Annotated in this window: 13 protein-coding genes; 9 read left to right on the top strand and 4 right to left on the bottom strand. The window is 65.1% G+C overall.

Annotation, left to right across the window (positions count from 1 at the left end; genetic code table 11):
* The 4 genes from KQ910_RS14720 (at position 1) to KQ910_RS14735 (ending at position 3,173) form a co-directional block, all read left to right on the top strand.
* Positions 1–444 carry an NfeD family protein gene (locus KQ910_RS14720; protein ID WP_216961614.1) on the top strand — a complete coding sequence of 148 codons (444 nt, stop codon included), beginning with the start codon at positions 1–3 and terminating at the stop codon, positions 442–444.
* Entirely contained in the window at positions 441–1,403 is a 963-nt protein-coding gene (locus KQ910_RS14725; protein ID WP_216961617.1) for a Bug family tripartite tricarboxylate transporter substrate binding protein, read from the top strand. Before KQ910_RS14720 ends, KQ910_RS14725 begins: the two co-directional genes overlap by 4 nt.
* Positions 1,404–1,606: 203 nt before the next feature.
* A complete protein-coding gene (locus tag KQ910_RS14730; protein WP_216961620.1) occupies positions 1,607–2,818 on the top strand; it encodes an MFS transporter in 1,212 nt (403 codons plus the stop codon).
* A 70-nt stretch (positions 2,819–2,888) separates the two neighbouring features.
* Positions 2,889–3,173: a hypothetical protein gene (locus KQ910_RS14735; RefSeq protein WP_216961624.1), complete on the top strand. Its 285-nt coding sequence runs from the start codon at positions 2,889–2,891 to the stop codon at positions 3,171–3,173.
* 2 nt (positions 3,174–3,175) lie between these two features.
* Here KQ910_RS14735 and KQ910_RS14740 read toward each other — a convergent pair whose 3' ends face one another.
* Entirely contained in the window at positions 3,176–4,282 is a 1,107-nt protein-coding gene (locus KQ910_RS14740; protein ID WP_216961627.1) for a PLP-dependent cysteine synthase family protein, read from the bottom strand.
* 31 nt (positions 4,283–4,313) lie between these two features.
* Positions 4,314–5,252 (bottom strand): acetamidase/formamidase family protein, encoded by a 939-nt coding sequence (locus KQ910_RS14745; protein ID WP_216961631.1) that lies wholly within the window; start codon positions 5,250–5,252, stop codon positions 4,314–4,316.
* An 81-nt stretch (positions 5,253–5,333) separates the two neighbouring features.
* On the opposite strand from KQ910_RS14745, the gene KQ910_RS14750 reads away from it, so the two are divergent.
* On the top strand, positions 5,334–6,194 hold the full coding sequence (locus KQ910_RS14750) for a 23S rRNA (adenine(2030)-N(6))-methyltransferase RlmJ (RefSeq protein WP_216961633.1): 861 nt from the start codon (positions 5,334–5,336) through the stop codon (positions 6,192–6,194).
* Between the two features lie 25 nt (positions 6,195–6,219).
* Here KQ910_RS14750 and KQ910_RS14755 read toward each other — a convergent pair whose 3' ends face one another.
* On the bottom strand, positions 6,220–7,041 hold the full coding sequence (locus KQ910_RS14755) for a polyphosphate kinase 2 family protein (RefSeq protein ID WP_216961636.1): 822 nt from the start codon (positions 7,039–7,041) through the stop codon (positions 6,220–6,222).
* Positions 7,042–7,136: 95 nt separating this feature from the next.
* On the opposite strand from KQ910_RS14755, the gene KQ910_RS14760 reads away from it, so the two are divergent.
* From KQ910_RS14760 to KQ910_RS14775, 4 genes are read left to right on the top strand one after another with little or no spacing between them, the layout of a single operon-like run.
* A complete protein-coding gene (locus KQ910_RS14760; protein ID WP_216961640.1) occupies positions 7,137–8,261 on the top strand; it encodes an MlaE family ABC transporter permease in 1,125 nt (374 codons plus the stop codon).
* The gene (locus KQ910_RS14765) at positions 8,261–9,112 is read left to right on the top strand and encodes an ABC transporter ATP-binding protein (RefSeq protein WP_216961644.1); all 852 of its coding nucleotides are present in this window, start codon (positions 8,261–8,263) and stop codon (positions 9,110–9,112) included. Before KQ910_RS14760 ends, KQ910_RS14765 begins: the two co-directional genes overlap by 1 nt.
* 6 nt (positions 9,113–9,118) lie before the next feature.
* Positions 9,119–10,153, top strand: a complete 1,035-nt coding sequence (locus tag KQ910_RS14770; protein ID WP_216961647.1) for an MlaD family protein — start codon at positions 9,119–9,121, stop codon at positions 10,151–10,153.
* Entirely contained in the window at positions 10,150–10,887 is a 738-nt protein-coding gene (locus KQ910_RS14775; protein WP_216961650.1) for an ABC-type transport auxiliary lipoprotein family protein, read from the top strand. Before KQ910_RS14770 ends, KQ910_RS14775 begins: the two co-directional genes overlap by 4 nt.
* Positions 10,888–10,902: 15 nt before the next feature.
* Here the strand turns inward: KQ910_RS14775 and KQ910_RS14780 are convergent, their stop codons facing one another.
* Entirely contained in the window at positions 10,903–11,967 is a 1,065-nt protein-coding gene (locus tag KQ910_RS14780; RefSeq protein ID WP_216961654.1) for a phosphotransferase, read from the bottom strand.
* Positions 11,968–12,032: the final 65 nt, after the last annotated feature.

Here is a 12,032-nt window from a genome sequence, read left to right on the forward strand (position 1 = left end):
ATGTTCAAGATCGTCTTCTGGTACTGGTGGGCGGTCGCGGCGGTGCTGCTCGTCTTCGAGATGATGCTGCCGGGCGTCGTCTTCCTGTTCCTGGCCATTGGCGCGGCGGCGGCGGGTCTCTTCCTGCTGGTCGTGTCGGACCTGTCGCTCGAGCTACAGCTCCTGACCTTCGCCGTGATTTCGGTCGTGGCGGCGGTCGGGCTTCGCCGAACGCTGCGCCGGCTGCAGCATGCCGACAATCCCGCGACGTCGACGCTCAATGCCCGCGCCGATGCGCTGATCGGCAGGATCATCGTTCTCGACGAGCCGATCCTGAACGGGCGCGGCAGGGTCATTCTGGGCGACGGGAGCTGGAGCGTGACTGGCCCTGACATGGTGAGGGGGGCCAAGGTGAAAGTGAAATCCGTGAGCGGCACCGAGCTGGCCGTCGAGCCTGCGCCATGAGACGCCGGGTTCTATTGGCGCTCCCTGGACTGCTTGCGTTCAAGACCGCGAGCGCCCAGACGCCCTATCCGACCAAGACCGTCCGCTTGATGGTCGGCGCCAATGCCGGAGGCGGCACCGACATCGTGGCCCGCATGCTGGCGGAGAAGCTGGCCGAATCGATGAAGGGCACCTTCGTCGTCGAGAACAAGCCGGGTGCTTCCAACACGATCGCCGCCGATCTCACGGCCAAGGCGCCGCCCGACGGACACACGATCCTCGTCGCGACCAACACCGGGCAGGCCATCGCACCGCATCTGCTCAAGCTCGGCTTCGATCCGATCAAGGACCTGATCCCGATCGGCCTCGTGGTGAACGTGCCCAACGTGCTGGTTGTCGGCGCCTCGGTGCCGGTCAACTCGGTGGCCGAGCTGATCGCCGCGATGAAGGCGAAGCCCGGCGAGTTCAAGTACGCCTCCTCGGGCGTCGGCAGTACGCAACACATCGCGGGCGAGGCTTTCGACGTGGCGGCAGGCGTGAAGGGCCTGCACGTCCCCTACAAGGGCAGCGCTCAGGCGCATCTCGATATCATCGGCGGCAACGTCCAGATGATGTTCGACACGACTTCCTCGTCGATGGGCCAGATCAAGGCCGGCAAGTTCAAGCCTCTGGCGGTGACGTCCGATCGCCGAAGCAGCGAGCTGCCCGGCGTGCCGACGCTCGCCGAGGCGGGCCTGCCGGGTTTCGACATGACGACCTGGTACGCCGTCTATGTGACGGCGGGCACGCCGCCCGACGTGGTGGCGAAGCTGCAGGCTGAACTGATCCGCATCGTGGCGCTGCCCGATGTCCAAGCGAAGCTGCGCGGGCTCGGCGGGGAGCCGGGCACGATGAGCGTGGAGCAGTTCACGCGCTTCAACGCGCAGGAATACGAGCGATTCGGCCGCCTGATCCGCGAGGCCAACATCAAGCCGGAGTAGTCTCCGGGGCGAGATTTCCGTCATCTCGACCGGAGCGCGCAGCGCGGAGCGGAGAGATCTTTTTTCCACGATTAGCCGGCTTTTGGTGGAGCGAAGGTCTCTCCACTCCGCACCTTCGGTACTCCGGTCGAGACGACGTTGCTCGATAGCTTGCCAATAATTAACCAGAAAGTTAAATATAGACCTCCTCAAGGAGGATCGCGATGGAACGGTCTTACGGCTGGGTGATCGTCGGCGCCGGTGCGCTGATGGGTTGCGTCGCCATCGGCGCATTGTTTTCGCTGGCGGTCTTCCTGCAGCCGATGTCGGAGGCGACCGGCTGGTCGCGCACCGGCATTTCGAGCGCCATGACGCTCGACTTCCTGGCAATGGGCGTCGCAGCCTTCGGCTGGGGCGCGCTCAGCGACAGGTTCGGCCCGCGCATCGTCGTCCTGTCGGGCACCCTCCTGCTGGGGCTTGGTCTCGCGCTCGCCAGCCGGGCCACCAGCCTGCTCGAATTCCAGCTCATCTACGGCATCGTGGTCGGTGTCGCCGCGGGCGCGGTTTTCGCGCCGATGATCGCCACCGTCACCGGCTGGTTCGACAGGCATCGCAGCCTTGCCGTCTCGCTGGTGTCGGCCGGCATGGGCGTGGCGCCCATGACCATCTCGCCCTTTGCGCAGTGGCTGATCTCCGCTCACGACTGGCGGACCGCGATGTTGACCATCGCCATCGGTGCCTGGGGGCTGCTGGTCCCGGCGGCCCTGCTGGTCCGCCGCCCGCCGGAGGTCACGGCCGCGTCGCCCGGAATGCCTGCGGAAGGTGGGGAGGGAATGAAAGTGGGGCAGGCGCTGCGCTCGCCGCAGTTCATCGTCCTGTCGCTCACTTTCTTCTGCTGCTGCGCGGCCCATTCCGGCCCGATCTTCCACACGGTGAGCTATGCGCTCGCCTGCGGCCTGCCTGCCATGACGGCGGTGACGATCTACAGCGTCGAGGGACTGGCGGGGCTGGGCGGCCGCATCCTGTTCGGCCTGCTGGGCGACCGGTACGGCGCGCGCAGGATCGTCGTCATCGGGTTGATGGTCCAGGCAATCGGGGCGGGCAGCTACTACTTCACGCGCGACGCCGGTGAGTTCTATGCCGTCGCGATCCTGTTCGGCATGGCCTATGGCGGCGTCATGCCCCTCTATGCGGTGATCGCTCGCGAATATTTTCCCCTACGGATCATGGGCACGGTGTTCGGCGGCGCGGCGATGATCTCCAGCCTCGGCATGGCGCTGGGCCCGGCCGTCGGCGGCTGGATCTTCGATACCTTCCACGGATACGGCTATCTCTACATCGCGTCCTTCGGCATCGGCCTCGCGGCAGTGGCCATGGCGCTGGCTTTCCCGCCGCTTCCGTCGTCGCAACGCGGCATGGAGGTCCAGCCGGCATAAAATCTGCGCAGGCAGCGCAACGCCGGGGCCGCTCTCCGAGTTGATCGGAAAACGCAACCCGGAGATTTCGATGAAAGTGGCTCTGTCTGCCCTTCTGGTCGTCGCTGTCGCTAGCGGCGTCGCCTACGCCCAGCCGCAGCGCTTCAATTCCGACTTCAGCACCATGCAGGAGTCCGGTCCGCCGGTCGCCGGCGGCAACGGCACGACGGTCGGTCCGAATTGGAAAAACCAGGCGACGTCGCCAATGCCCAGCTCCCAGGAAATCAGCGAGCTGCCGCGCTACCCGATCACGGAAGAGCCGATCTGGGTAAAGCCGATGCCGACCCGAAAACTGCCGCCGCGCGCCCAGCAATAGGGCTAGATGATCGCTTCGCCGTCCTTGAGGAAAGCTTCGAGGGCCTGCTCGTGCGGCGCGAGGTCTAGCCCCTGCGCGGCAATCCACTCGTCGTTGTAATAGGTGTGGCCGTAGCGCTCGCCGCTGTCGCAGATAAGCGACACCAGCGAGCCCTTGCGGCCCTCCGCCTTCATGCGCGATGTGAGGATGCACAGCGCCACGAAGTTGGTCCCGGAGGAGCCGCCGACCTTCCGTCCGAGCAAACGCGACAGGACCCGCATGCCGGCCAGCGACTGCGCGTCAGGCACACGCATCATGCGATCGATCATGTTGGGCATGAACGAGGGCTCGACCCTCGGTCGGCCGATCCCTTCGATGCGGGAGCCGCGATCGCAGGTCGCTTGCATGTTGCCTTTCGAGAAAGCCTCGAAGAAAGCCGAGAACTCCGGATCGGCCACGCACAGACGCGTCGCGTGGCGCATGTAGCGAATGTAGCGGCCGAGCGTCGCTGTCGTGCCCCCGGTGCCGGCGCTCATCACGATCCAGGTCGGCACGGGATTGGGCTCGCGACTCATCTGCTCGAAAATCGATTCGGCGATGTTGTTGTTGCCGCGCCAGTCGGTCGCCCGCTCGGCGTAGGTGAACTGATCGACGTAGACGCCCTTCAGTTCGGTGGCGAGCTTCTCGGCGGCGGCATAGATGCCGCTTCCGTCGGCGATGAGATGGCAGATGCCGTGCCGCCGTTCGATCTCGGCGATCTTCTCCGGCGAGGTCGAGGCCGACATCACGGCATGGAAGGGAAGGCCGAGCAGTCGCGCGAAATAGGCTTCGGAAATGGCCGTCGAGCCCGACGAGGCTTCGACGATCGGCGTGTCGTGCCGGATGCGCCCGTTGCAGATGCCGTAGAGGAACAGCGAGCGCGCCAGCCGGTGCTTGAGGCTACCGGTCGGATGGGTCGATTCGTCCTTGAGATAGACGTCGATCCCGTCGAGCACCGGCAGGTCGAGGCGCAGCAGGTGGGTATCGGCCGAGCGGCGCTGGTCGTTGCGGATCAGCTCCAGCGCGTGGCGGGACCATTCGGCATCGTTGTGACGAGCCACCGCCTCGTCGAGAAGCTGCAGGTGCGTCATGGTCCGCTCGTCCGGTTCCCGGTTCTTTTCGTCAGCCGCCGATGATCTTCTTCTCGATCATGCAGTGGATGCCCTTGTTGCCGTCGACCGTCTGCGTGACGTGCAGATCGGCCTGCAGGCTGCAGAGCATGTACGCGTCCTCGGGCTTGAGGCCGGTCTTGGCGGTGATCAGCCGAATCATGTCGCGCAGCGCTTCCTTGGCGGCGTCGTCGAGATCCTGGTCGAAGCCGTGGGTGATCCAGTGCGTCGCCGTCTCGGCGCGCGGATTGTTGAGCTTCATGCCCTTGTGAAGGGTGAACTTGAAGGTGCCGCTCAGGCTTGTCTCCAGCGCCGTCAGGTTGACCTCGCCGTCGCCCTGCACGCCGTGGCCGTCTCCCGTCGAGAACAGGCCGCCGTCGGCGAAGACGGGGAAATAGACGGTCGTACCCACGCGGAAGTGCTTGTTGTCGATGTTGCCGCCGAAGGCGCGCGGCTCGACCGAGCTGCACTGGCCCCATTCCGGCGGCGGGGCGACGCCCATGATGCCGAAAAAGGGCTTGAGCTCGATCTCGGTGCCCCACGGCATGGTGCAGATGCCGCGGTTGGAATCGATCGGAATGTGGGTGAGGCGGAAGAAGGGAAAGTCCTCGGGCAAGGTGCCCATCAGCGGCCGCTGGACGTTCCAGCCCCAGTTGGTGCGGAACTTGATGTCGAGCACCTCGACCGCGAGCACGTCGCCGCGCTCGGCGCCCTCGACATGGACCGGGCCGGTCAGGATGTGACGGCCGATATGCGGCTTCAGCTTGGCCAGGATCTCACGGTGCTCGGGCAGGACGTTGAAGGGCTCGCCCGGCAGGATCTCGGCGGCGCCGGAGACGCAGTGGATGGTGGCCGTGTCGCCCGACTTGATGCGAAGCTGCGGCGGAAGCTGGCTGTCGAAGTAGCCCCAGTGGCAGGTCTCGGGTGAAGAATGCAGCTCGTGGTTGGCCATTTCGATCCTCAACTGTAGTGTCCTGCGCCCGAAGCACATACCGTGCCCGGGGAATCATCTCAAATCGGGTCAGAATCTTCCGTGAACTACCGCCATGGTTATCACGCCGGCAATTTTGCCGACCTGCTGAAGCATACCGCGCTCTGCGAACTGCTGCGTCTGCTGACGGCCAAGGACAAGAAGCTCCTCGTACTCGATACCCATGCCGGTGCCGGCGGCTACGATCTTGCCGGGTCGCAGGCGCGCCGAACGGGCGAAGCGGAGGCGGGCATCGTGCGGCTGATGGCTGAGCCCAGGGCCGGCATGCCGGGCGCGGTCGCGCGCTATCTGGCGGCGGTCCAGGCCTACGATCGCAAGTTCGGCCCGGCCGGTGGAGCGCTGCAGCGCTATCCCGGATCCCCGCGCCTGGTGCGCGCGGCGCTGCGGCCGGGCGACCGGTTCATCGCCTGCGAAAGGCACCCCGAGGAGGCGCTGAAGCTCAAGCGCGAATTCGCAGGCGACCGTGCGGTCGAGGTACGCCAGGCCGACGGCTACCACGCGGTGAAGGAATTGCTGCCGCCGGCAGAGCGCCGCGCGCTTGTGCTGATCGATCCGCCCTTCGAGGCCAACGACGAGTTCGAGGTGCTGACTCGCGCCGTGCGGCACGGGCTGCGCCGCTTCGCGACCGGCTGTTATGCGGTCTGGTACCCGGTCAAGGACGAGGCGCCGGTGGCGACGTTCATCGATTCGCTGGCCGGGGTGAAATACCTCAACATGGAACTCGACCTGGGGCCGAGCACGCCGGAAGGCAAGCTCGCGATCTGCGGGCTGGTCGTGATCAATCCGCCGTGGAAGTTCGAAGAGGCGATGCGCGAGGCCCTGCCATGGATCGCCGCGCACCTTGGCGACGGCGTCAGCGCGAGCTTCTCCACGTCGCCGCCAAACGCGCCGGCTCAGGCGTGAGCGGCGTGACGAACAGCAAGGAAGCTTACTTCTTTTTCATCTTCTTATCGGCCGCCTCGGGACGCCAGCCCCAGGCCTCGTAGGCGGCTTCGGCGATCCTCGGATCGAGCGCGCGATCCTCGAGCGTCACACCGTCGCCCAGCGCATCGGCCACGATCCGCAAACCCGCCAGCCGGGCATGCATCTTGTCGTCGCTGGCGACGAGGTGCCAGGGCGCATGCTCGGTGTCGGTCTTCTGCAACACGTCCTGGTAGGCATCGAGATACTGCTCGCGCTTGGCGATGTTGCGGAAATCCTCGAGGCCGATCTTGTAGTGTTTGCTGGGCTTGCTCAGACGCTCGATCATGCGTCGCTTCTGCTCCTCGGCACTCACATGCACGAGCAGCTTCACAATTCGCGCCCCGTCGTCGGTGAGCTGGCGCTCGAACTCGTTGATCTCGCGGTAGGCACGCTTCCACGCGGACCGGTCGCAGAAGCCCTCGATGCGCTCGACCAGCACGCGGCCATACCAGGTCCGGTCGAAGATCGCCCAGTTGCCGGGGGCCGGCAGTCGGTTCCAGAAGCGCCAGAGATAGTGCCGGCCCTGTTCCTCGGGAGTCGGTGCGCTGATCCGATGCACCTGCACCGATTTGGGTTCCAGCCCGGCCACCAGGCGTTCGATCAGACCGCCCTTGCCGGCGGCATCCCAGCCGTCGATGCAGATCACCACGCGTCCACCCGTGCGCAAGTGGTGGATATGGAGGTCGAGCAGCCGCTGCTGCAGGTCCTTGAGCTGTTGTTCGTAGCTGTCCTTGTCGATTGGACCGTCGATCATCTCGATCTTGTCCAGGCGCGGCCATTTGCCCATCGAATCCTCCGGTCGTGATCGTGACAGCGGGGCGGCGGCGAGGCAATCGCTCGGAGATTGACAGCGCTAACCTACGCGACGACTAATCAAGTCGGATGGCCGAAGCGGAACCCACAATTCGTTACACGGAGCGCGCGGGCAGGCCCGTCGTCGAGGTCGGCGGGACGTGGACCGTCTTCAGCGTGCGCGGCATCCGTGAAAAAGCCGGGAAGGCGCTGAAGGCCGCCGGAGCCGTGGAGAAGGGCAAGCGCACCGTCGACGCGACCGGGCTCGAACGGGTGGACACCGCCGGCGCGCTGGAAATCCTGGAACTGGCCGGCGGAGAGGCCGAGGTCGAGACCAAGAACGACGAACAGGCTGCGCTCTTCAAGATCGTTCGCGAAAACATGTGCGAGCCCCACCCCGCTCATAATGTCAACGGGCTGGTGCATTGGCTGGACGAGATCGGCCGCAGCTCGATCGACTTCTACAAGCAGGTCATCAATCTCTGCGCCTTCTTCGGCGAGATCCTGGTCGTGGTCATCGAGGCTATCCTGCAGCCCAAGCGGTTCCGGCCCAATGCCGTGATCCAGCAGATGTACGAGGTCTGGATCCGGGCTCTGGTGATCGTGGGCGTGCTCTGCTTCCTGATCGGTGTCGTGATCGCCTACCAGGGCGTCCAGCAGCTCCGCCAATTCGGCGCGGAGACCTTCACCGTCGAGGCGGTTGGCATCGGCATGTTCCGCGAACTTGGCCCGCTGCTCACCGCCATCATCGTCGCCGGCCGTTCGGGCAGCGCCTTCACCGCCCAGATCGGCACGATGCAGGTCAACCAGGAGGTCGATGCAATGCGCACCATCGGCCTCAACCCGATCGAATGGCTGGTCCTGCCGCGCATCACCGCGCTGCTGATTTCGATGCCGCTGCTGGCCTTCTGGGGCGACATGGCGGGACTGCTGGGTGGCGCGGTCGCCTGTACCGTCTATCTCGACTTCACCTTCGTGCAGTTCTTCGACCGGCTGCGCGACACGGTCGGCGCTTGGCACTTCTATACCGGCATGATCAAGGCGCCAGTGTTCGGCATCGTCATCGCCGTCATCGGCTGCTTCGAGGGTCTGCAGGTGAGGGGCAGTGCCGAAAGCGTCGGTCAGCTCACGACAAAGGCGGTGGTCGAATCGATCTTCTGCGTGATCGTGCTCGACGCGGTCTTCTCGATCATCTTCCTGCTCGCGGGCGTGTGATGGCCGAAGCGGGCCTGGCCAGCACCGAGGATTTGCCGCCGAAAGCGCCTTTGGTCGAGGGCGGGCAGATCAGCGATCATCGCGACGGGCGAGAAGTCGTGCTGCGCCTGCGCGGGATCCGGACCCAGTTCGGCGACAAGGTGATCCACGACAATCTCGATTTCGACGTATTCCGTGGCGAGATTGTAGGCCTTGTCGGCGGTTCCGGCACCGGCAAGTCGGTGCTGCTCCGGACCATCATCGGCTTGAACCGGGCGCGTGAGGGTACGATCGAGATGCTGGGCGTGGACACCAGTACGCTGCATGGCAAGTCTCAGCGCGAAATGCTGGCCCGCACCGGCGTGCAGTTTCAGGACGGCGCGCTCTTTTCGTCCCTCACCGTCACTGAAAACATCATTGTGCCGATCCGCGAGCATGCCGAGCTCGAGGACCAGACTATGCGCGAAATCGCTGCCCTGAAGATTGGCATGGTTGGGCTGCCGGCAGACACCGGGATGAAGAAGCCTTCGGAACTGTCGGGGGGCATGCGCAAACGTGCCAGCCTGGCGCGGGCGCTGGCGCTCGATCCGGAACTTCTGTTCCTCGACGAACCCACCGCCGGCCTCGACCCGATCGGCGCGTCGCACTATGACGAGCTCGTGAAAGGCCTGTGCCGCAACCTCGGGCTCACGATCCTGATGGTCACGCACGACCTCGACAGCCTCAACGCCATTTGCGACCGGATCGCGGTCCTTCTCGACAAGCGCGTCGTGGTTGGTACCATGGCGGAATTGCTGGAATACGATCATCCCTGGGTCCGGGAGTATTTCCACGGACCGCGGGGACGTGCAGCGCGGCAGGAGCATAAGTAAGCGTCGATGGAAAGAAAATCGCCCTATGTGCTGATCGGCGCGGCGATGATCCTGTTCGTTGCGGCCGTGGCAGGCTTCGTGATCTGGAAGCTGCGCGCCGGCGATCGCACCTCCTATGCCTATTACGACATTCTCTTTTCGGGCGACGTGCAGGGTCTGACCAACGATTCGCCGGTGTTCTATCGCGGCCTCCGCGTGGGACGGGTCGCCAACATCCAGCTGACCTCGCGTGTCGATACCCAGCGCTCGACGGGCCGTGAGCGGCTCACGGAGAAGATCGAGGTCACGGTCGCCGTCGACTGGTCGATCGACATTCGTGACCGGTCCTATGCGGTGTTCGAAAAGCCGTTCATCGCCGGTGCGCCCTTCATCCAGATCGTCGGCCGCCTCGACGTCGACCAGGTGAAGCCCAAGAAGAAGCTGGGCGACAAGCCCTATCCCGAGATTCGCGAGGGCGCCTCGTTCCTGCAGGCCACCTCGACCTCGGCGCAGGAACTGCTGACCAAGGCGAGCACGACCGTCGATCGCCTGAACGACCTGTTGAGTCCCGACAATATCGGCGCCGTAACCGACTCGCTGAAGAACCTCCAGACGGCGACGAATGCGTTTGCCAAGTCCGATACCGCGATCCAGGCGACCCTGGCCGAACTGCCGGGCGCCATCGCGGACTTCCGCAAGACGTTCGCCAAGCTGGACAATCTCACCAACTCGTTGACCCTGATCGCCCAGGAAATCGGACCGCAGGATGCCGAGACCCGGAAGGCGTTGGCCGGGAAGGACCCGGGCGAGCTTCGCAAGACGCTGAACGAGACAAGGGCGGCGCTGGCCAACATCAATTCCGCCGCAGGCCAGCTCAGCAAGCTGGTGACGGACAACAGCCGCCCGATCAAGAACTTCACCGAGACCGGCCTGACCGAATTCTCGCTGGCCCTCCGGGACCTGCGCCAGCTCACCGCCAACCTCAACGTCATCGCCACACGGTTGGAGCGGGACCCGGCCAATTTCGTGTTCAGCGGCAAGCAGGGATACACGCCGAAATGATCCGTTGCCTGGCCGCCTGCGCTGTCGCCGTCGCGCTCCTGACCGGCTGTTCCTTCGTCAGTGCCGTCGACTCGGCCGGTGAGCCGACCGATCTCTATACGATCTCGCCCAAGAGCACCTTCGACGCCGATCTGCCGGCCGTTTACTGGCAGCTCGCGGTCGATGCCCCGGTGGCGGCGGCCAGCCTCAATACCGGCCGCATCGCCATCGCCATGACGCCGACCTCGACGGATTACTACGCCAAGGTGGCGTGGACCGACCGGGCGCCGCTCATGGTGCAGACGCGCATCGTCGATTCCTTCGAGAACACGCGCAAGATCGTGGCGGTCTCGCGCGAGTCGATCGGCCTGCGTGCCAACTACGTGCTGCAGCCCGACCTGCGCAATTTCGAGGCGATGTACTTCTACGGCCAGCCGCCGATCGTGAAAGTGCGGATCATCGCCAAGCTGGTGCGCATGCCCGACCGCCAGATCATCGGCGTCGCCTCCTTCGAGCGCTGCGTGCGGGCGCGTGCCGACAAGGTGCCGAAAGTGGTCGAGGCCTTCGATCAGGCACTGGGCAGCGTCATCAAGCGGCTGGTCTCGTGGACGCTGAAGACGCCGCCGGCACGCCCGCCGAGCGAGTCGGCGCCTTACGACATCGAGCGCTTTCGCAATCCGGCCAACGCCATCATCGACAGCGAAAATTGCCCCAGGGGCCAGGACGCCTCGATGGTGCCCTACGCCGACGAGTAGGCTGGCGACGCGGCTTCAGGCGCGCTTTTCGACCATTTTCCAGGCGAGATCGGCCATGGCGCGGGCGCGGTTGCCGTACTTGGTCGCCGTTTCGGACGAGGCATTGCCGTCGAGGCCGCGCTTGTAGACGCCCTGCACGATGGCGGCGAGGCGGAACAGGGAGAAGGCCAGGTAGAAGTCCCAGGCCGGCACTTCCGTGCGGCCGGTGCGGCGGGCATAGGCCGCCAGGTATTCCCGCTCGGTGGGGATGCCGAATTCCCGCAGATCCTTGCCGGCATAGCCGCCCGAGGCGCCGAAACCCTCGCCGAAATGGTACATCATGCAGTTGTAACCGAGGTCGGCCAGCGGATGGCCGAGCGTCGACAGTTCCCAGTCGAGCACGGCGATGACGCGCGGCTCGGTCGGATGCACGATCGTGTTGCCGAGGCGATAGTCGCCGTGATTGATGCGCGTCTCATCGCCCGGCGGGATATTCTCCGGCAGCCACTTCTTCAGGGCTTCCATCGATTCGATGTCCTCGGTGCGGGCGAGGTCGTACTGGCTGGACCAGCGCGCGAGCTGACGCTGGATGTACTGGCCCTCGCGGCCATAGTCGCCGAGGCCGACAGCGCGGTAGTCGACATTGTGCAGGCGGGCCAGCACGTCGTTCATCGAATCGAAGATCTTGCCGCGGTCGGCCGGCGAGATTCCCGGCATTTTCACGTCGGCGAGAACGCGGCCGGGCAGGAACTGCATGATGTAGAAGGTGGTGCCGATGACCGAATCGTCCTGGCAGAGCGCATAGGGCTTGGGCACCGGCACGTCGGTATGGTCGGCCAGCGCCTTGATCACGCGATACTCGCGATCGACCTGGTGGGCCGAGGGCAGCAGCTTGCCCGGCGGCTTCTTGCGCAGGACGTACATGTTCCCACCGCCGTCGGTGACGTGGAAGGTCGGATTGCTCTGCCCACCCTCGAACTGAAGCACGCTGATCGGGCCGCGAAAGCCCTCGACATTGGCCTTCATGTAGTCGGTGAGCCGGGCCTCGTCGAAGACGTGGGCCTGGCGGACGGGCGTGAGATTGTCGGGCAGATTGGACATGGGATTGTTCTAGAACCGTGGCTGGGGGAATTCGAGACGCGTTTGCGAGGGGATCCGCAGGGCGG

Source organism: Reyranella humidisoli (genome assembly GCF_019039055.1).
Taxonomy (GTDB): domain Bacteria; phylum Pseudomonadota; class Alphaproteobacteria; order Reyranellales; family Reyranellaceae; genus Reyranella; species Reyranella humidisoli.